The following is a 19,331-nucleotide window of genomic DNA, read 5'->3' as shown; positions in this document are numbered from 1 at the left end:
CGGCGGAGAGAAGTTACAGGACGCGGGAGAGGAAGTCCTTCGTGCGCTGGTGCTGCGGATTCGCCAGCACCTCGCGGGGGTCGCCCTCCTCGACGATCTGTCCGCCGTCCATGAAGATCAGCCGCGAACCGACCTCGCGCGCGAAGCCCATCTCATGCGTGACGACGAGCATCGTCATGCCCTCGTCGGCCAGCGACCGCATCACCTGCAGCACCTCGCCGACGAGCTCCGGGTCGAGGGCCGACGTGGGCTCGTCGAACAGCATCATGTCGGGGTTCATGCACAGCGCCCGCGCGATGGCCACCCGCTGCTGCTGTCCGCCGGACAGGTGCCCGGGGTACGCGTCGGCCTTCTCCGCGAGCCCGACGCGCTCGAGCATGGCGCGGGCCACCTTCTCCGCTTCGGCCTTCGAGCGTTTCTTCACCCGCTGCTGCGCGATCGTGAGGTTGCCGAGCACGCTGAGGTGCGGGAACAGGTTGAAGCTCTGGAACACCATCCCGATGCGGGTGCGCACGCGGTCGATGTCGATGTCGGGATCGGTGATGTCGATGCCCTCGATGAGCACCTTGCCGCCTGTGGGCTCCTCCAGGAGGTTCACGGAGCGGAGCAACGTCGACTTGCCCGACCCGGACGGGCCGATCACGCAGACGACCTCGCCGGCGAGCACCGTCAGGTCGATGCCCTTGAGCACCTCGTTGTCGCCGAAGCTCTTGTGCAGGTCCTGGATCGCGATCGCGGGGGCCTGCACGTCGATCAGGTCGGTGCTCATCGTGTCCTCGCCATCCGACGCTCCAGCCACGCGCTGAAACGCGTGAGCGGGATCGTCACGATCAGGTAGAGGATCGCCGCCATGATCAGCGGCGTTCCGTTGGCGTTCTGCGTGCTGGCGTCACGGGCGAAGGTCGTGAGTTCCTTCGACCAGATGAACGTGCCGACGACGAACAGCAGCGACGTGTCCTTCAGCAGCAGCACGAACTCGTTCGTCAGCGGCGGGATGATGATGCGGAAGCCCTGCGGCACGACGATCCAGAACGTCGTCTTCATGGGCGACATGCCGAGCGATCGCGCGGCCTCGGTCTGCCCCTTCGGCACCGCCTGGAGTCCCGCGCGGATGGTCTCGGCCATGTACGCCGACGCCACGAGCACGAGACCGATCAGGCCGAGCACCACGGGACCGCCGAGCTCCTGCGCCCGCACGCCGAGCGCGATCGGCACGATGAACCCGATGGCGAAGATCGTGAGCAGGGCGGGGAGCCCGCGGAACAGTTCGATCCAGACGGTCGCGATCCACCGGAACGGACCGATCTCGGACAGCTTCATCAGCGCGAGGATCACGCCGAGGAGAAGGCCGCCGGCGAACGCCACCGCAGTGAACCACAGCGTGTTGACGAGCGCGGTCGTGATGATCCCCGGCAGCATCTTGGCTGCGACCTCGGGGTTGAAGAAGAGCTGCCCGAGCCGGGACCAGTCGGTGCTGAACGCGACCCAGACGGCGATCGCGATCAGCACCGCATAGACGGTGTACCGGTAGAGCTTCTGTTTGGTGGTGCGCCTCAACGCCATTGTAAAGGTCCTCCCGACCTCCGTGTTCCCCGGCTCAGTTCGCCGTGAAGTACTGGTCGTAGATCTTCTGGTACTCGCCGTTGTCCCTCAGGTCCTTGAGCGCACCGTTCACGGCGTCGAGGAGCTCGTCCTTCTCACCCTTCGCGAACGCGAAGCCGTAGGACTCGTCGGTCTCGTAGGTCTCGACGATCTCGTACGCGGAGTCGGCCTTCTCGTGCTCGAGGTTGACGGGCTGGTCCTGCAGGATCGCGTCGATCTGCCCCGCCTGGATGGCCGGCCACAGCTCGCCGTCCGACGGGTACTGGACGAGCTGCGCGCCCTTCGCGTTCTCGGTCGCGTAGGCCTCACCCGTCGTACCCTGCTGCACGCCGACGTTCTTGCCGTCGAGGTCGTCGATGGACGTGATGCCGGAATCGGTGCGCACGAGGAGCGACTGCAGCGAGTCGTAGTACGGGTCCGAGAAGTCGATGTTGGCCTTGCGCTCGTCGGTGATCGTCATGGCCGAGGCGCCGACGTCGCAGGTACCGGCGGCGAGGGTCGTGCCGGACTGCAACGCGTCGAAGCCCACATCCTGCACCGAGAGCTCGAGGTCGAGCTGCTCGGCGATCGCGCCGAGGAGGTCGATGTCGAAGCCGGTGTACTCGCCGTCGTCACCCTCGAACTCGAACGGCGGGTAGGGGATGTCGGAGCAGACGGTGAGCGTGCCCGCCTCGACGAGGCCGTACTCGTCGCCCGCGGCGGGCTCGCCACTGCTGCCCGCATCGGAGGAGCCGGTGGCGCATCCGGCGAGCGCGAGGGTGGCGGTGGCCGCGATCGCGAGGCCGGCGAAGAGGTTACGACGGGACATGTCGGCTCCTGAGAGTCGGGGGGCGGGTGCGCCCACGGACGGGTAGGAGTTCATCTAAACATGCGGCTCGTCGCGTGACCAATGACATCCCCTCGCGCCGCATCACGTTTGTGTTTCGGTGCCGCGGGGACGAGCCTCGACGCTCAGACCTCGGCGTCGACCGCCACGCGACCGGCGACGACCGAGCGGATGTACCCGGCGACCTCCTCGTGCGCGGGGTGCACCTGATACTGCTCCAGGTCCGCGACGGAGTCGAAGTCGGCGACCAGGGTGACGTCCCAGTTGGCGTCGGGGTACACGTCGTTCGCGCCGGCCCAGATGCTGCGCAACTGCGGTACGACGCCGTCGAGGGCGTTCAGACGCCGGGCGATCTCAGCCGCCCGGGCCTGCCGCTCCCCCGCGTCCTCCGCGGCCAGCTTCCAGGTCACGACATGGCGGATGGTCATCGCAGCTCCTTCTGGTCGGCGCGGGCCTCGGCGTCGACGGCCTCTTCCAGCGCCTCACGCAGGCGGTCGGGGGACACGCGCCAGTGCGCGTGCAGTCGCCCGTCGATGAGGACGACCGGGATCTTCTCCCACCACTGCTCGTACAGGGCGGGGTCGTCCTGGATCGACGCCTCGACGATCTGGATGCGCTCCGCGGCGGCATCCGGCAGCTCGGCGACGACCGCGTCGACGACCTCGGAGGCCACCGCGCACAGATGGCAGTCGGGCTTGCCGATGAGGGTCAGCGTCGTCACGACGACGGGACCTCGACCTCGCGTCCCTGCGCGATCCACTCGCCGGTGCCGCCCTCGACGTTGGTGGCGTCGTAGCCGCGGGCCTCGAGCGCTTCGACCACACGGGCCGAGCGGCCGCCGGCCTGGCAGATCACGTCGAACGACTCCGCGGGAAGCTCTTCCAGGCGGTTGCCGATCTCGGACATCGGGATGTTCACGGCGCCGGGGACGTGTCCTGCCTGGAACTCGTTCACCTCCCGGACATCGATGAGGGGCGTGCCGGAGCGCTCGGCGAGTTCGGCGACGGTGATCGACTTCATGACATCCTCTCGGCGGTGCGGAACGGCGCGCAGAGACACAAAGCGCCCGTCCGAAGACAGGCGCTCGGTGTCTGGCCGCTTACTTCTTGTTGCGGCGCTGGTGGCGAGTCTTGCGAAGCAGCTTGCGGTGCTTCTTCTTCGCCATGCGCTTGCGGCGCTTCTTGATGACAGAACCCACGGAAACCTCACTAAGTCAGGGGCTGGGTGTCGCCGGAATCGGACACCCGGGTACGAGCACGAAAAATGCCTCGGATCATCCTAGCAAACTCAGGAGGGTGCCCCGCGCCCTCCGTCAGCCGGCGTCGGCGATGGGCCGCTGCAGAGCCTCCGCGACGGCGGACTCCGGCACGCGGTAGCTCCGTCCGAACCGGATGGCGGGAAGGTCACCGGCGTGCACGAGCCGGTACACGGTCATCTTGGACACGCGCATGAGCTCGGCGACTTCGGCCACCGTCAGGAATCGGACGTCTGGAACCTCGGGCATCCCACGTACCCCTTTCTCGATGAGCACACTCTATGGGGTCGTTGGGACGCGTGTAAACCCGCGTGACTGCTGTGATCAGTGAGATATCGGCACGGTCGCGAACGCCCGGACCGGGAACGTTCCGAACCCGCGGATCGCCGGAGGGGCCGCGGTGAACCGCGCCCCGCGTGCGGGGAGGCGATCGAGAGCCGTGAGGTGCTCGACGACGTGCACGCCCGCTGCGAGGAGGATGCTGTGCGCGGGCCGCTCCCCTCCGCTCTCCGTGTCGTCGATGTTGAGCGCGTCGATGCCGACGAGGCGCACCCCGGCGTCGACGAGGAATCGCGCGGCGTCCTCGGTGAGGAAGGGCGCGCCGGTGCCGTAATCGGGCGTGCCGAACAGCCGGCTCCAGCCGGTGTCCAGGAGCACCGCGCTGCCGCGGAGCTCGCGATCGGCGAGCGTCGCCGCCCTGATGCCCCGCCGCTCCGGCGTCCAGGCGTCGCGGAGGTGGAAGACCTCGGCGGGGAGATCCACGAGGGTGTCGAGGTCGAGCGCCGCCAGGTCCGCGCCGTCCGCATAGCGGTGGAACGGGGAGTCGAGGTAGGTCCCCGTGTTGCCGATCATCGTGATCACGTCCATCGCGAACTCCGTCCCCGGCGCGTAGCGCTCGCGAGAGGCCGCGCGGGTGAGGTGCGGGGTGATGCTCGGCGCGGGCAGCCCGGGATACGTGACCATGCCCTCGGCGATCGGGTGGCTCAGGTCGACGACTCGGTCGGCGCGATCTGCAGGAGCCGGTGCCACGACGCCACGACTGCCTCGGTGCGGCTCGGAGACGATCTGCAGGTCGCGGAGCTCGACCCCGCCCACGAGCGTCAGGCCGAGGTGTGACACGAGCAGGCTCGAAACCTCCTCGGCCGTCATGTCCTTCCGCGGCAGATCGAGTCGGAACCCCTGTCCCTGCAGCCCGCCGCCGTTGGCGAAGGTGATCGCGAAGTCGAAGTGCGCGCGGTACTCGTCCGTCATGTGCCCATCCTGCCCGACGGGCTCCTCCGGAACGATGCGTGGCCCCGCCCTGCCCCACCGGCACGCCGACGTCCAGCCCGCGCATAGCCCGCATTGCCCGATCGCTCAGACAGCCCTGCCAATGTCGAGTGCAGGACCCGTGCCGGCACCTGCCGAGTCCGCGCGGATCTGGGGTCCGCACACCGCCCCCGACGGCATCCCCCCTGCCGTCGGGGGCGGTTCTCCGTCCGGGCGGGGCGTCGGGTCAGGCGCCGAGGCGCTTCAGCGCATTGGCGACCACGTGCTTGGCGGATGCCGCTGCACGCCCGACGACCTCGGCCGCGTGTGCAGCACCGTCGGGGATCGGAGCGCCCGGGTATGCGATGTCCGGCGCGGTGTCGCCGAACGCGTCGACGAGGAACGGGACCAGCCAGTCGTCGACGGCCTCGAGCGGCGCGACGGACAGGCTGTAGAAACGGCGCTGGCCGTCTTCGCGGACGGTCACCAGCTCGGCGTCCCGGAGCACCTTGAGGTGCTTGGAGACCGTGGGCTGGCTGATGCCGAGGTCGGCGACGATCTGGCTCACGCTCGTGCCGGACTCGCCTTCGGACGTGCGGCGGAGCAGGAGCTGGAGGATGTCGCGCCTCGTACCGTCTGCGATCACGTCGAAGATGTCCGTCATGTGATCAGGGTAGTGCGCCCCGGCACGGAGTACCATGACGAAGGCTCGGCGAGAGGCGCCGTGCTGCCGCCGGGGAACGGACGGCGCAGAAGAAGGGGGCAGCGATGTCGGGCATCGTTTCGGCGTCGTCTCCTCGCACCGGTCTCCCCGGAGCCGCCGGCCGGGTGAAGCACCTCATCACCTCGTCGCCCTCCCGGTTCGCGATCGCCGTCTTCGCGCTGCTGATCCTCGTGTTCACGGTGCTGTTCTCGCTGCCGATCGCCTCCGCCAGCGGCACGGTGACACCGCTCAGCGACGCGTTGTTCACCGCCGTCTCCACGATCTGCGTGACGGGCCTCGCGACCGTCGACATGGCCAACCACTGGTCGCCCTTCGGCCACGTCGTCGTGTTCATCGGCGTCAACATCGGCGCCCTCGGCGTGCTGACCCTCGCCTCCCTCATGGGGATGCTCATCTCGAAGCGCCTCGGCCTGCGGGCCAAGCTCATGGCGGCCGGCGACACGAATCCGCTCCGCGCGCACGGCGGCGTGGTCAACGAGAGCCAGACGGTGCGCCTGGGCGAGGTGGGCCAGCTGCTCACCACGGTCGCCCTCTCGGCCCTCTTCATCGAAGCGGCCCTCGCCGCCCTCCTCTACCCGGCGCTGGTGATGGCGGGGGTGGACCCGATCGCCGCGCTCTGGGAGGCCCCGTACTTCTCGGCGATGGCCTTCACCAACACCGGCTTCGCGCCGAACGACGGCGGGGTGGCCGTCTTCGCCGACGACTACCTCGTGCTGTCACTCCTCATGGTCGGCGTGTTCCTCGGGAGCATCGGCTTCCCGGTGATCTACACGCTCGCGAAGCACGTCTGGCACGTCAAGCGCTGGTCGCTGCACTCGAAGCTGACCATCGTCACCACCGTGCTGCTGTTCATCCTGGGCGCCGCCGCCTTCCTGATCCTCGAGTACAACAACCCGAAGACCTTCGGCTCGATGGACGCCGCTGACACGACCTTCCAGGCGTTCTTCCTCTCCGCGATGACCCGCTCCGGCGGCTTCAACGTCATCGAGATGGACGACCTCAACGGCTCGTCGCTGCTCGCTGCCAGCATGCTCATGTTCGTCGGCGGCGGGTCCGCGTCGACGGCGGGCGGCATCAAGGTGACCACGCTCGCGGTCCTCGCGATCGCCGTCTGGTCCGAAGCGAAGGGCCGCCAGTCCGTCGAGGCGTTCGGCCGCCGCATCCCCAGCGACGTGCAGCGCGTCGCCCTCAGCGTCGTCGCCTGGGGTGCCACGATCGTCGCCCTGTCGACCATCGTGATCGCGCAGATCACCAAGGCCGACATCAGCCACGTGCTCTTCGACGTCATCTCCGCGTTCGGCACCGTCGGGCTCTCCACCGGCCTCACCGGGGAGCTGCCGGATTCCGCCTCGTACGTCATGGCCGCGACGATCTTCATGGGCCGCGTTGGTACAGTGACTCTCGCTGCGGCAGTCGCCGCGACATCGCGCACGCAGTACTACTCACTGCCCGTGGAAAGGCCGATCGTTGGTTGAAGTCCTTCGGGGGGACGCTCCCGTCCTCGTCATCGGTCTCGGCCGGTTCGGCGCCGCCTGCGCCGGCGAACTCGACCGCCTCGACCGCGAGGTGCTCGCGATCGACGACAACCTCGAGCTCGTGCAGAAGTGGTCGGACCGCGTCACGCACACCGTGCAGGCCGATGCCCGCAACATCGACGCGCTCCGTCAGATCGGCGCCCAGGACTTCCAGGTCGCGGTCGTCGCCGTCGGCTCCTCGATCGAGGCGTCGGTGCTCATCACGGCCAACCTCGTCGACCTCAAGGTGCCGCAGATCTGGGCCAAGGCGGTCTCCCAGTCGCACGGCAAGATCCTCGCCCGGGTGGGTGCCAACCACGTCATCTACCCCGAGCGCGAGGCCGGCGAGCGCGTGGCCCACCTCGTGAGCGGGCGCATGCTCGACTTCATCCGCTTCGACGACGACTTCGTCCTGGCCAAGATGTACCCGCCGAAGTTCATCCGCGGCGTCGGCCTGAACGAATCCGGTGTGCGCTCGAAGTACAAGGTCACGGTCGTCGGCGTGAAGAGCCCTGGCAAGCCGTTCCGGTACGCCGAGGCCAACACGATCGTGACCAACCACGACCTCATCATCGTCTCCGGGACGAACAGCGACATCGAGCGCTTCGCCGCCCTCGACCGCTGAACCGGGTCCTCCCCACGGCGGATGCGCCCGCCACGGCCGCCGTGGTGGGATGGGGGCATGAGCGATCACGCCCCCGCACCGCCCGTCCTCGCCCTCCGCGGGCTCCGCAAGCAGTTCGGGCAGAAGGTCGCCGTCGACGCGCTGTCCCTGGACGTCCCCGCAGGCTCGATGCTCGGGCTGCTCGGCCCGAACGGTGCGGGCAAGACGACGACGCTCGCCATGACCACGGGGCTCCTGCGCCCGGACGCCGGGACCGCCTGGGTGCTCGGCGCCGACGTCTGGCAGGACCCTGCCGCCGCGAAGGCGCGGATGGGGGTGCTCCCTGACGGCATCCGGATGCTCGACCGCCTCACCGGCGCCGAGCTGCTGCGGTACACCGGCCTGCTGCGCGGGATGCCGGAGGCGCAGGTCGTCTCCCGCTCCGGTGAGCTGCTCGACGCGCTCGGCCTGACGGAGGCCCGCGACACGCTCGTCGTCGACTACTCGGCCGGCATGAAGAAGAAGATCGGCCTGGCCTGCGCGCTCATCCACGCGCCGCGGCTGCTGATCCTCGACGAACCGCTCGAGGCGGTCGACCCGGTCTCCGGACAGACGATCCGGCAGATCCTCCGCTCCTTCGTGGACGGCGGCGGCACGGTCGTCCTCTCCAGCCACGTCATGGAGCTCGTCGAGTCGCTGTGCGACCGCGTCGCCATCGTCGCCGAGGGCCGCCTGCTGGCACACGGTGCGCTCGACGAGGTGCGCGCCGGGCTCACGCTGCAGGAGCGCTTCCTCACCCTCGTGGGCGCGCACGACCTCGGAACGGAGACGCTCGCGTGGTTGCGCTCCTCGTAGGCCTGCGGCTGCGACAGCTCGGACATCAGCTCAGGCGCAACCCCTGGATGATCGTGACCCTCGCGATCGTGGGTCTCATCGCGCTGAGCATGCTCGGGCTGCTCACCGTCGGGCTGATCGCCCTGCGGGTGGGAGCTCCCGACGCCGCCGTGACCGCGATGGTGCTCACCGGCGCCGTCATCGTGCTCGGGTGGTGGATCGGGTCGATCCTGGTCAGTGCGGACGACTCGCTGGCACCTGAGCGCTTCGCCCTGCTCCCGGTGACCGCCCGTTCTCTCCTCCCCGGACTGGTCGTGGCGGGGATGACGACGATCGGCGGCATCGGCACCGCCCTGGCCCTGCTGCTGATGCTCGTGGGATGGTCGGTCAGCGTTCCGGCCCTCCTCGTCGCGGTGCTCATGGTCCCGGTGGCCCTCGCGACCTGCGTCCTCGGCGCCCGCGTCGTCAGCGGTCTGCTCGCGGGGTGGCTCGCCCGTCGGCGGACGCGAGACCTCGTCCTCACCCTCGGCGTCGTGCTGCTGGCCTCCTCCGGCCTCCTCCTGAACATCGGGCTGCAGGCACTGTCGACCGTGCGCGACGTCGGCGGCGCCTTCACGACGGTCGCCGAGATCGCCGCGTGGACGCCGGTGGCGGCCGTGTTCGGGGTCCCGGCCGCGGTGGCACAGGGCGACGTGCTCACCGCCCTCCTGCGACTGCTCGTCGCCGCCGGCACCCTCGTCGTCTTCTGGGTCGCCGCGCGCCGGATGCTCGATGCGCGCCTGGTCGCGCCGCTGCAGTCGAGCGGCGGCGGACGCGTGCGCTCGGGCGGCCTGCTCGACCGCCTGCTCCCCGCGGGCCCCGTCGGTGCCATCGCGGGACGGACGCTCCGTTACTTCCGCCGCGATCCGCGTCAGGTCGTCAACATCGTGATGCTCCTGCTGCTCCCGGCGATCTTCCTCGGACTCGCGCTCATGAACGGAATGCAGCAGGACAGTGCCGGCTTCGCGCCCGCGATCACCCTCATTCCGGCGATCAACGCCCTCCTCGCCGGGAGCATCGTGCAGATGGCGATCGCCTACGACAACGACGCCGTCGCGCTGCACATCCTCACCGGGGTGAGCGGCGCGGCCGACCGCGTCGGACGGCTGCTCGGGTTCGCGCTGATCGCGGTGCCGATCACGGTCCTCCTCTGCGTCGCGAGCTGCCTGCTGGCCGGGCGTGCGGATCTGCTTCCGGGCAGCCTGGGCGCCGCTCTCGGGCTCATGGCAGTGTCGGCGGGAGCGGGGTCCTGGGTGGGGGCGTTCCTGCCAGGACGGGCTCCGGCACCCGAGGCCAACCCGTTCGGACGCGGGTCCTCCGGCGGCGCGCAGTCCTTCCTGGCGATGCTCATCATGTCGCCGATCACGTTGCTGCTCGGCGGCCCCGCCCTCGGCTTCACGATCGCGTCGATCTGGATCCCGCCCCTGGGCTGGGCGAGCCTCGCGGCCGCCGTCGTCCTCGGGGGCGCGGCCCTCTGGGGCGGCACGGTGCTCGGCGGTCGCGTCCTGCAACGGCGCTGGCCCGAGGTGCTCACCGAGGTCGCCAGCGACGCGTAGCCGCACGACACCTCGCCCGCAACAGGCACTCGCGCGAGCTCAGGCTCCAGGAACACTGGCCGCCTGAACTCCCGTGGTCGCCTGCTCCCCGCCGCCCTCGCCACAACAGGCCCTCGCGCGGGTTCAGGCTCCAGGAGTGCTGGCTGCCTGAACTCGCGTGATCGCCTGCTCCCGCGGGATGGAAGCGCGCGAGAACAGGCGGGGATCAGACGCCGGCGGCGAGCTCCTTCGCGCGAGCGAGGGCGGCGGCGGCAGCAGCGGCGAAGGTGTCGGACAGGTGCGCGTCCTGGAGCACGGCGACCGCGCGCTCCGTCGTCCCCTTCGGGCTCGTCACCCGGCGGCGGAGCTCCGCGGGGTCCTCCCCCGTCGAATCCAGCAGCGCGGTCGCGCCGATGAAGGTCTGCTCGGCCAGCAGACGGGCGTCCGCGTCGGCGAAGCCCATCTCCCGCGCGGCTGCGGTGAACTGTTCGATGAGGAGGAAGACGTACGCGGGACCGGAGCCGGAGATCGTCGAGAGCGCATCGATCTGCGACTCGGGGACTTCCACCACCGCGCCCACCGTCTCGAACAGACGACGCACGAGGGCGAGGTCGTCGGGGGTCGCCGCGGCGCCGGCCGCGAGCCCGGTGACCCCCTTGCGGATCGTCGACGGGGTGTTCGGCATCGAGCGGATGACGCGGGCCTCCGTCCCGAGGACGTCGGCGAAGGTCTGCAGCGTGACTCCCGCGGCGAGGCTCACCACGACGGTCTCGGGGCTGAGGTGCGGCGCGATCTCGCGGAGCAGGTCCGGGACCATCGCCGGCTTCACCCCGACCAGGACCACTCGTGCGCCGGCCACGGCGTCGGCATTGCCCTCCGGCCGCTCGGACAGCGCGATGCTGGTGACGCCGTCCAGGCCCGCGAACGCCTCCGCCTTCTCCGGCGTGCGGTTCGTCGCGGTGATCCCTCCGTCCACAGGGACCCCCGAGGCGAGCACGCCGCGGAGGATCGCTCCTCCCATCGATCCGGCACCGAGGAACGCGAGAGACGGGAGCGCATCAGCCATGTCGTCATCCTACGGCGGGCGCTCCTGTGGCGGCCGGGTTGCCGTCCTAGACTCGTCGCATGAGTGCATCCGGAGGCAGCAAGGCCATCGTCGCGGCGTTCCTGGCGAACCTGGGCATCGCCCTCGCGAAGTTCCTCGCGTGGGCCCTCTCCGGCTCGGCATCGATGCTCGCGGAGGCGATCCACTCCGTCGCCGACTCCGGCAACCAGCTGCTGCTGATGCTCGGCGGGCGCAAGGCGAAACGCCATGCGGACCGTTCGCACCCGTTCGGCTACGGCCGCGAGCGCTACGTCTACGCCTTCGTCGTGTCGATCATCCTCTTCTCCGTCGGCGGGCTCTTCGCGATCTACGAGGGTGTGGACAAGCTGACCCATCCGCATGAGATCGATCAGACCTGGTGGTGGCTCCCCCTCGTCGTGCTGTTCATCGCGATCGGCCTGGAGTCGTTCTCGCTGCGCACCGCCGTGCGCGAGAGCAACGTCGTGCGCGAGAAGGGGCAGTCGTGGTTCTCCTTCGTACGACGGTCCAAGGCGCCGGAGCTCCCCGTCGTCCTTCTCGAAGACGTGGGGGCCCTCACCGGACTCACCTTCGCCCTGCTCGGCGTCGGTCTCACGCTCCTCACCGGCAACCCCGTCTTCGATGCCCTCGGCACCGTGATGATCGGCGTCCTGCTCGTGCTCATCGCGATCGTGCTGGGTGTGGAGACCAAGAGTCTGCTCGTCGGCGAGGGAGCGACCCCCGCCGACTACGACCGGATCGTGGACGCGATCAACGACGGCCCGGAGATCGAGAAGATCATCCACATGAAGACCCTCTACCTGGGGCCTGACGAGCTGATGGTCGCCGCGAAGATCGCGCTCAGCGCCGACAAGCCGCTGCGCGAGGTCGCCGATGACATCGACGAGATCGAGGCCCGCATCCGCGCCGCCGTGCCGGTCGCCCGGGTCGTCTACATCGAGCCGGACGTCTACCGTCCCGCGATCGATCCGGAACCCTCGACCGACGTCTTCGTCCTCAAGTCGTCGGACTGAACCGTCAGCGACGGTCCTCGAAGAACGCGCGCAGCAGAGCGACCGAGGCCCCCTCGTCCACGCCGCCGATCACCTCGGCGCGGTAGGGCAGGCGCCGGTCGCGCAGCACGTCGTACATCGAGCCGGCCGCTCCCGCCTTGTCATCCCACGCGCCGAAGACCACGCGGCCGATGCGTGCCTGGAGGATCGCGCCGGCACACATCACGCAGGGCTCGAGGGTGACGACGAGCGTGCAGCCGTCGAGATTCCACGATCCCTGGAGCGCCGCCGCAGCCCGGATGGCTTCGATCTCGGCGTGCCCGGTCGGATCGTGCGTGGTCTCGCGGGTGTTCCGTCCTTCCGCCAGGAAATTCCCGTCGGCATCGAGGACGACGGCGCCGACCGGGATCTCCGCGGCGTCCGCGGCCTCGGCAGCGAGCTCGAGGGCACGCTGCATCGCACGGCGGTCGGCGGCGGTCATGCCCCGAGCCTACGACAGCGCGCGGTGTCCGCCACGGCACCCGATGTCGTGCGCGGACGCGGGGCGCATTAGCCTGTATCCATGCGTGTTCACGTCGCCGACCACCCTCTCATCACCCACAAGCTCTCGGTGCTGCGCGACGCGCGCACCCCGTCGCCGGTCTTCCGCCAGCTGACCGAAGAGCTCGTGACGCTCCTCGCGTACGAGGCGACCCGGAATGTGAAGGTCACTCCCATCGAGATCACGACGCCGGTCACCACGACCACAGGCGTGAAGATCTCCGAGCCGCGACCCATCGTCGTACCGATCCTGCGGGCGGGTCTCGGCATGCTCGAAGGCCTCGTCAAGCTCCTCCCCACCGCGGAGGTCGGCTTCCTCGGCATGGTCCGCGACGAGGAGACCTTCGAGCCCACCACCTATGCCGAGCGCCTTCCGGACGACCTCTCCGACCGCCAGTGCTTCGCGATCGACCCGATGCTGGCGACGGGCGGCTCGCTCGCCGCCGCGATCCAGTTCCTGTTCGATCGCGGTGCGAAGGACGTCACCGCGATCTGCCTGCTCGGCACCCCGGAGGGTGTGGCGGCGATCGAGGCGATGGCCGGCGACCGTGACGTGACCCTCGTCCTCGGAGCGCTCGACGAGCGCCTCGACGAGAAGGGGTACATCGTGCCCGGTCTCGGCGACGCGGGAGACCGGCTGTACGGCACCGTCTGAGGCCGTCGCCGCCGCTCCCACGTCAGAGGGCCAGGCGGTAGCCGCGTTCGTCGCCGTAGCGCGTGAAGCCGGCTCTCGCGAGGATCGGCGCCGATGTCGAGACACGGCCCTTGACGAGCGCAGTCCTCGCACCGCGCGCGGCGCTCTGCCGCAGGCGTTCCGCGAGGACCGCTCGATAGACGCCGCGACCACGATCGGCCTCGAGCGTCGCCGCTCCCCAGAGTCGAGTGAACCCGTCGACGATGGTGCATCCGCCCGTGCTCACCGCGCGTCCGTCGATGCGCCCGAGCACCCGGAAACCGGTACCGGCATCGAGAGCCTCGGTCAGCTCGGCGAACTCGGCACGCAGACCGTCGTCGTCGAGGGGCTGCTGCTCCCAGACCGGGACGTTGATCGCATCGACCTCGCGGAGCTGATCCACGGCCCGCACGACCTCGGCGGAGACCCCGGGCGTCACGTCGACCGCGGCTCCACTGGTCGGACGCGCGAACACGGTGACGGTGTCGAAGTGCACGGCACCGCGGCGTCGGAGCTCCTCTTCGAGGTCGGGGTCGTCGGCGGGATTCGTCCAGAACGTGAACACGCTCTCGCCCCAGGCTCTGGTGCGCTCCAGCGCCCCGTCCAGCACCTCGGCGGCGGGGCGCGCGGACGTCACCTGCGAGCCGCGGACGCCGCCCCCGAACCGCTCCGGGTACCGCACGAGGAGCAGGTCGCCGCGGACATGCTCGCTGCCGCGCGGAAACCAGGCCCACGCGGCGGCGGCACGGAGGATGTCCGCCTCGGTCGGCGTGCCGTCGGCGGCCGGTGCAGGAACCGTCGTCGTCATGAACCCTCCTCCTCCGCGGCCCCCACCAGGCGGGCGAAGGCACTGAGCCGGGCGACGCCCTCGGGCGTGTACGGCAGGTCGTCGAGCAGCGCCGGCGAGTGGATGAGGTAGGCCACGACCTGCGCCCGGGAGATCGCCACGTTGAGCCGGTTCTGCAGCAGCAGGAACTCCGGGCCCCGGGGAGCGTCTCGGCCACTCGACGCCGCGAGCGTCGTGATCGAGACGACGGCCTCCTTGCCCTGGAAGTTGTCGACCGTGCCCACCGGGACGCCGCCGAAACCCGCCGCGGCGAGCGCGTCGTGCACGAGCTGCCGCTGCGCGTTGTACGGCGCCACGACGATGATGTCCTCCGGCGTCAGTGGCCGCACGGTGCCCGCCGCATCGTTGTCGTGGAAGGCGCGGCCCACGAGGTCGCGGACGATGCGCACGACCTCCTCTGCTTCCTCCGGCGACTGGGTCGCGTTGCCGCGGTGGCGCAGCGGCACCACGTGGAGGCCCGGGTCGATGCCCTCGACCGCGCGCCGCTCGGTACCGGGGGCGGAGGCGAGCTTCCCGGCATAGGCGAGCTTCGACACCGGAGCCGCGACGTGCGGGTGCATCCGCCAGGAGCGCGCGAGGAAGTAGCCGTACTCCGGGCGCACGACGGGGTCGCCGTCCATCACCCAGCCGAGCGCGGACGTGTCCACCGGCTCCGGGTGGGCGCCCTGGCTGACCTGAGGCAGCTGCTGCGGGTCGCCGAGGAGGAGAAGCCTCTGCGCGCCCGTGGCGACCGCGATCGTCGAGGCGAGCGAGAACTGCCCGGCCTCGTCGATCACGAGCAGGTCGAGCTCTCCCCTGGCCACCCGCTGCGTGTTGCTGAAGTCCCAGGCGGTACCGCCCACGACGGCGCCCCCGTCTGCGTGCTCCGCGAGGAAGGCGGCCATGCCGGTCTTCGGGATCACCGTGTACCCGGGGTCGGCGTTCGCGTCCTTGGGGCACTTCGCCACGTGACCCGGGGCGACACCGTCGGCGACGACGCGCTCCAGCAGCGTCTCGATGATCGCGTGGGACTGCGCGACGACGCCGATCCGGAAGCCGTGCTCTGTGACGAGCCGGGCGATCACCTGGGAGCCCGTGTAGGTCTTCCCCGTGCCTGGAGGCCCCTGTACGGCGAGATAGCTGCGGTCGAGGTCCAGGATCCCGCGGACGATCGCGTCGATCGGGTCGTCGCCGGCGGCCGGGAGCGCGTTCCCCGACACGGTGCGCGGAGGGAGGCGGCGGAGGATGTCGGTCGCCGCGTCCTGGGGGAAGTCCGGAGCGGCCGCGTGCACCGCATCGGCCCATTCGTCGATCGCCTGCTGCAGCGACACCACCCGTGGCGGCGCGGCGGGGGTGAGGGCGACGGGGAGGTCATCCCAGGTCTGCCCCTGGACCGCGGACTCCGCCACGAGATAGCCGTCGTCCAGCACCTCGACGACCGTGACCCCGTGCGGCACGTGCACCGCGCGCGACGGGACGTCGGTGTCGAACGGCGCCGGGACGTCGTAGAGCGCGAACGGCTGGGCACCCGGACCGAGCGTCGTTCCAGGGGACACCTCGCCGCGGATCTCCAGCTCGCGCGACAGGACTCTGCGGCCCTCGCCGATGCTCCAGTCCCGGCGGACCCGCGAGCGGGTCGCATCGACCTTCACCACATCGCGGGTGCCGTCCCACATCGTGACCGGCTCCCGCAGCCGCTGGAAGTGCGCGACCCAGAAGCTCTTCGCCTCGCGTGGGAAGTAGTCGATGGCGGCCGCCGCGAGCCGGTGCACGAGCCCATCGCCACCGACCTCCACCGCACGCTCCGCGTCGCCGAGCAGCGCGAGCGAACGCGGCGACGGCTCGTAGATGACCTCGTCCGCGTCGTCCGGCGGGGCCGGCGTGACCCCCTCCGCGCGGGCGATGTTGATGAGCCAGTTGCGCAGCCGCCGGGTGGAGACGCAGTCGTAGCGGTTGTAGTCGGCGAGGTCGGCGAGCACCGCGTCGGCCTCGGCCTGCGCCCCCGCTGCCGCGAGCTCCCGCGCCGCGACGTACTGCACGATGGAGTCGTCGCCCTTCTGGACGTCGCTCGTGCGCACGTCCTCCCCCATGTAGAGGGGCTCGAGCTTCTTGATCGAGTAGGACCGCGAACCCACGCGGACGGTGCGCAGCACCAGTGGGTACAGGTCGACGAAGACGCCCTCGCGGAGCAGGCGGTCCACCTCACCCTCGCGCACCCCATGGCGGGCGGCCATCGCGACCAGGTGGGAGGTCTCGTAGGGGGCGTAGTGATAGATGTGCATGCCGGGGTGGGCGGCGCGACGCACCTTCACGAAATCGAGGAAGGTCTCCAGTGCCCGACGCTCCTCCGCGAACGAGTGCGCCCAGAGCGCGGTGTACTGGTCGGCGTTGTCGACCCAGCCGAACAGATAGTCGATGCCCCACTCGGCCTCGCCGTCGGGAGCGGGCTCGGTGTACAGCGGATCGCCCTCGAAGTCGAAGAAGATGTCCCCGCGGCTGGGCACAGGGAGGGTGTGGATCGCCGCGGCATAGTGCACGTCGTACGTCGCCGCGCCCTCGGCATCCGCCCGCAGCTGCACGCGGGCCTGGGCGCGGAGGTTCTCGAACGTGTCGACGTTCATGCCCTCCGGTGCCTGGGTCGCCGCGGCCAGGTCGTCGATGGTGAGGATCCCGGCGGCGCGCAGACGGGCCCGCTGCACCGGCCGCATGCGGGCCACCATGAGGAGGTCGCGATGGGCCAGCACCTGCTCCTCGCACGTGGCGCAACGTCCGCAGGCGACCACGCGCAGATCGCCGCGGTCGTCGCCCCACGCGAGCGGCGCCCCGGCCGCGCCGTCGGCCACGGCGCGGTCCGCGATCAGAGCGCGCAGCCGCGCCCGGCGCACGCGGAACAGTGGGAGGAGGTCGTCGACCGCATGCGTGCTGACGCTGTTGTCGCCGTGGATGAGGTCGACCTCGTCCGCACGCGGGATGCCGAGCCGGTCGAGCTGGTCGACATATGCCGCGAGCTGCATGAGCGCGGTCACCCGGGCCTTGCGGGCCAGCTTCGAGTCCTGCACGCGCCAACGCCCGTCCGCATCGCGGCGGAGGAAGTCGGCGAACCCGACGAACTCGTCGGTGGCGAAGGCCGCCTGGAAGACGACCAGGGCGTCGGACCGCAGAGCGCTCAACGTCTCGTCGACGGCGGCAGCCAGCGCGTCAGGATCGCTCGACGAGACCTTGGCGACCCGATGCACCCGCTCGTCGCCGAGCTCCCGGATGAAGCGCTCGAGCACGTTCTGCTCGTGCACGTCTCCGAGCTGGGCCGCGCGGAGGAGCGTCGCGTCCTCCGGCTCCTCCACCGCGGGGACCCGACCGAGCTTCGCATCGATCGCGCGGGACCAGGCGAACTCGCACTCGGCGGCCGCCTTGAGGTCGCTCGCGCTCCAGATGACCCGCTGCGCCTCTGTGTCGATCCGCACGATTCTCCCGTTCTGTCGGCTGCTTCGACACTATCCGCGGCATCCGACACGGCGAAAAGCGGGCGGTCCCGCGTGAGGCGCCCCGGGTCAGCGCCACCAGGTGTCGTCGGGCGTCACGGGCAGATGACGCTTGTGCTGAGTCACGAGATACCGCGCCTCGATGCGCCCGGCGACCTCGGGGTCGACCTCCCGGCCCTCGAGGAAGTCGTCGATCTGCTCGTACGTCAGCCCGAGCTCGTCCTCGTCGGTGCGCCCCGGCTGGTCGTCGAGGAGGTCGGCCGTCGGCACCTTGAAGGCCAGGCGCTCCGGGGCGTCGAGGAACTGGAGCAGGGCGCGACCCTGTCGCTTCGTGAGCCCGGCGAGCGGGAGGACGTCGGCCGCGCCGTCGCCGAACTTCGTGTAGAAGCCCGTGATGGCTTCGGCGGCATGGTCGGTGCCGATCACGATCAGACCCTCGTGCCCGGCGAGCGCGTACTGGGTGACCATGCGGAGGCGGGCCTTGATGTTCCCGCGGTTGAAGTCGGAGATGTCGCTGGAAACGGCGGACTCGATGTCCTTCTCGACACCCTCGACCCCGTTCTGGATGTTCACCTCGATCGACGAGTCCGGCGCGATGAAGTCCAGCGCGGCCTGCGCGTCGTCGGCGTCGTGCTGCACGCGATAGGGCAGGCGCACCGCGAGGAAGGTCGCCTCCCCGCCCTCGGCACGCACGCGCTCCACCGCGAGCTGGGCGAGGCGCCCCGCGAGCGTCGAGTCCTGTCCGCCGGAGATGCCGAGGACGAAGCCCTTCGCGCCCGTCGTGCGCAGGTAGTCCGCGAGGAAGCCGACGCGACGCTCCACCTCCGCTTCGGGGTCGATGTCGGGCCGGGCGCCCAGGTCTTCCGCGATCTGCTTCTGCAACGACACGTTGTCCTCCGCTCATCGGTTCACTCCAGTATCGCCCTTCCGTGTTTCCTGCGGGTCACGCCACTGCGCCAGGACGCGGTATCCAGCCGCGACCTGAGAGACTGAAGCGGTGAAGCTCCTCGTCGCCGCCCTCGAGTCCGAACTGTCCGCCTTCCCCGAGGAGCTCGACGGCTTCGACCGTCTGGTCACCGGCCCGGGCAAGCTGCCGGCGACGTACGCGCTGACCCGGGCCCTCGACGCGAAGACCTACGACGAGGTCGTCGTCGTCGGCACCGCGGGCTCCATCGAGAAGGGGCGTCCGTACGCGGTGCACGAGATCGCGACGGCGGTGCAGCACGACGTGATCGATCTCGACGGCGTCGTCGGACGGCACGTCTCGCTTCCGCCGCAGGTGACCACGGGCCGCGAGGGCGTCGTGATCGCCACGGGTGACCACTTCGTGAACGACGCCGAGGTCACGGCGGTGATCCGGCCGATGGGCGCCGCACTGGTGGACATGGAGACCTACGCGTACATCTGGGTCGCGGGGCAGTTCGGCGTGCCCATCCGCGCCTTCCGCGCCGTCTCCGACCAAGCCGAGGACGGCGCCCTGGCCGACTTCCGCGAGGCCATCGCCCGATGCAGCATCGAGCTGCGCGAAGTCATCCGCGCCGAATACGGGGTCTGAG

At 70.2% G+C, this 19,331-nt stretch carries 22 protein-coding genes; 7 read left to right on the top strand and 15 right to left on the bottom strand.

Annotated features, from left to right (window positions below; all coding sequences use genetic code 11):
• Positions 1–13: 13 nt before the first annotated feature.
• From MICNX66_RS03575 to MICNX66_RS03530, 10 genes are all read right to left on the bottom strand, one after another.
• Positions 14–769, bottom strand: a complete 756-nt coding sequence (locus MICNX66_RS03575; RefSeq protein ID WP_187663319.1) for an amino acid ABC transporter ATP-binding protein — start codon at positions 767–769, stop codon at positions 14–16.
• The gene (locus MICNX66_RS03570; protein ID WP_187663318.1) at positions 766–1,563 is read right to left on the bottom strand and encodes an amino acid ABC transporter permease; all 798 of its coding nucleotides are present in this window, start codon (positions 1,561–1,563) and stop codon (positions 766–768) included. Before MICNX66_RS03570 ends, MICNX66_RS03575 begins: the two co-directional genes overlap by 4 nt.
• A gap of 34 nt (positions 1,564–1,597) precedes the next feature.
• On the bottom strand, positions 1,598–2,410 hold the full coding sequence (locus tag MICNX66_RS03565; RefSeq protein ID WP_187663317.1) for a basic amino acid ABC transporter substrate-binding protein: 813 nt from the start codon (positions 2,408–2,410) through the stop codon (positions 1,598–1,600).
• Positions 2,411–2,553: 143 nt separating this feature from the next.
• A complete protein-coding gene (locus MICNX66_RS03560) occupies positions 2,554–2,856 on the bottom strand; it encodes a Dabb family protein (RefSeq protein WP_187663316.1) in 303 nt (100 codons plus the stop codon).
• A complete protein-coding gene (locus tag MICNX66_RS03555; protein ID WP_025104461.1) occupies positions 2,853–3,149 on the bottom strand; it encodes a glutaredoxin family protein in 297 nt (98 codons plus the stop codon). The genes MICNX66_RS03560 and MICNX66_RS03555 overlap by 4 nt, the downstream gene beginning before the upstream one ends.
• On the bottom strand, positions 3,146–3,448 hold the full coding sequence (locus tag MICNX66_RS03550) for a rhodanese-like domain-containing protein (RefSeq protein ID WP_187663315.1): 303 nt from the start codon (positions 3,446–3,448) through the stop codon (positions 3,146–3,148). Before MICNX66_RS03550 ends, MICNX66_RS03555 begins: the two co-directional genes overlap by 4 nt.
• Positions 3,449–3,527: 79 nt before the next feature.
• Positions 3,528–3,626 carry a 30S ribosomal protein bS22 gene (locus MICNX66_RS03545; protein WP_003792170.1) on the bottom strand — a complete coding sequence of 33 codons (99 nt, stop codon included), beginning with the start codon at positions 3,624–3,626 and terminating at the stop codon, positions 3,528–3,530.
• A gap of 114 nt (positions 3,627–3,740) precedes the next feature.
• The gene (locus MICNX66_RS03540; protein WP_025104463.1) at positions 3,741–3,932 is read right to left on the bottom strand and encodes a helix-turn-helix domain-containing protein; all 192 of its coding nucleotides are present in this window, start codon (positions 3,930–3,932) and stop codon (positions 3,741–3,743) included.
• Between the two features lie 75 nt (positions 3,933–4,007).
• On the bottom strand, positions 4,008–4,934 hold the full coding sequence (locus MICNX66_RS03535; RefSeq protein ID WP_187663314.1) for a cyclase family protein: 927 nt from the start codon (positions 4,932–4,934) through the stop codon (positions 4,008–4,010).
• Between the two features lie 244 nt (positions 4,935–5,178).
• Entirely contained in the window at positions 5,179–5,595 is a 417-nt protein-coding gene (locus tag MICNX66_RS03530) for an ArsR/SmtB family transcription factor (RefSeq protein WP_187663313.1), read from the bottom strand.
• A gap of 104 nt (positions 5,596–5,699) precedes the next feature.
• Here MICNX66_RS03530 and MICNX66_RS03525 point away from each other — a divergent pair, with 104 nt between their 5' ends.
• From MICNX66_RS03525 to MICNX66_RS03510, 4 genes are read left to right on the top strand one after another with little or no spacing between them, the layout of a single operon-like run.
• A complete protein-coding gene (locus tag MICNX66_RS03525; RefSeq protein ID WP_187663312.1) occupies positions 5,700–7,130 on the top strand; it encodes a TrkH family potassium uptake protein in 1,431 nt (476 codons plus the stop codon).
• Positions 7,123–7,794 carry a potassium channel family protein gene (locus MICNX66_RS03520; protein WP_025104470.1) on the top strand — a complete coding sequence of 224 codons (672 nt, stop codon included), beginning with the start codon at positions 7,123–7,125 and terminating at the stop codon, positions 7,792–7,794. The genes MICNX66_RS03525 and MICNX66_RS03520 overlap by 8 nt, the downstream gene beginning before the upstream one ends.
• Before the next feature lie 57 nt (positions 7,795–7,851).
• Complete coding sequence (locus MICNX66_RS03515) at positions 7,852–8,628, top strand: ABC transporter ATP-binding protein (RefSeq protein WP_187663311.1); 777 nt, start codon at positions 7,852–7,854, stop codon at positions 8,626–8,628.
• Entirely contained in the window at positions 8,610–10,202 is a 1,593-nt protein-coding gene (locus MICNX66_RS03510; RefSeq protein WP_187663310.1) for a hypothetical protein, read from the top strand. The genes MICNX66_RS03515 and MICNX66_RS03510 overlap by 19 nt, the downstream gene beginning before the upstream one ends.
• Before the next feature lie 205 nt (positions 10,203–10,407).
• On the opposite strand, the gene proC is transcribed toward MICNX66_RS03510, so the two are convergent.
• Positions 10,408–11,247, bottom strand: coding sequence for a pyrroline-5-carboxylate reductase (proC, locus tag MICNX66_RS03505; RefSeq protein WP_187663309.1), 840 nt, complete (start codon positions 11,245–11,247; stop codon positions 10,408–10,410).
• Positions 11,248–11,306: 59 nt separating this feature from the next.
• On the opposite strand from proC, the gene MICNX66_RS03500 reads away from it, so the two are divergent.
• Positions 11,307–12,278 carry a cation diffusion facilitator family transporter gene (locus MICNX66_RS03500; RefSeq protein WP_187663308.1) on the top strand — a complete coding sequence of 324 codons (972 nt, stop codon included), beginning with the start codon at positions 11,307–11,309 and terminating at the stop codon, positions 12,276–12,278.
• Positions 12,279–12,282: 4 nt separating this feature from the next.
• Here the strand turns inward: MICNX66_RS03500 and MICNX66_RS03495 are convergent, their stop codons facing one another.
• Positions 12,283–12,738, bottom strand: coding sequence for a nucleoside deaminase (locus MICNX66_RS03495; RefSeq protein ID WP_187663307.1), 456 nt, complete (start codon positions 12,736–12,738; stop codon positions 12,283–12,285).
• Between the two features lie 81 nt (positions 12,739–12,819).
• On the opposite strand from MICNX66_RS03495, the gene upp reads away from it, so the two are divergent.
• A complete protein-coding gene (upp, locus tag MICNX66_RS03490) occupies positions 12,820–13,452 on the top strand; it encodes a uracil phosphoribosyltransferase (RefSeq protein ID WP_025104476.1) in 633 nt (210 codons plus the stop codon).
• A 22-nt stretch (positions 13,453–13,474) separates the two neighbouring features.
• Here upp and MICNX66_RS03485 read toward each other — a convergent pair whose 3' ends face one another.
• The 3 genes from MICNX66_RS03485 to nadE all read right to left on the bottom strand — a co-directional run bounded on the left by MICNX66_RS03485 (position 13,475) and on the right by nadE (position 18,663).
• Positions 13,475–14,278: a GNAT family N-acetyltransferase gene (locus MICNX66_RS03485; RefSeq protein WP_187663306.1), complete on the bottom strand. Its 804-nt coding sequence runs from the start codon at positions 14,276–14,278 to the stop codon at positions 13,475–13,477.
• Positions 14,275–17,757 carry a TM0106 family RecB-like putative nuclease gene (locus MICNX66_RS03480; RefSeq protein WP_187663305.1) on the bottom strand — a complete coding sequence of 1,161 codons (3,483 nt, stop codon included), beginning with the start codon at positions 17,755–17,757 and terminating at the stop codon, positions 14,275–14,277. The genes MICNX66_RS03485 and MICNX66_RS03480 overlap by 4 nt, the downstream gene beginning before the upstream one ends.
• An 87-nt stretch (positions 17,758–17,844) precedes the next feature.
• A complete protein-coding gene (nadE, locus tag MICNX66_RS03475; protein ID WP_187663304.1) occupies positions 17,845–18,663 on the bottom strand; it encodes an ammonia-dependent NAD(+) synthetase in 819 nt (272 codons plus the stop codon).
• A gap of 109 nt (positions 18,664–18,772) precedes the next feature.
• Between nadE and MICNX66_RS03470 the strand changes: the two genes are divergently transcribed.
• Positions 18,773–19,330 (top strand): phosphorylase family protein, encoded by a 558-nt coding sequence (locus MICNX66_RS03470; protein ID WP_187663303.1) that lies wholly within the window; start codon positions 18,773–18,775, stop codon positions 19,328–19,330.
• Position 19,331: the final 1 nt, after the last annotated feature.

Origin of the sequence: Microbacterium sp. Nx66 (assembly GCF_904066215.1) — a bacterium.
Lineage (GTDB): Bacteria > Actinomycetota > Actinomycetes > Actinomycetales > Microbacteriaceae > Microbacterium > Microbacterium meiriae.
The sequence above is the reverse complement of the archived record's forward strand: the minus strand, read 5'-3'. Positions and strand labels throughout refer to the sequence as shown.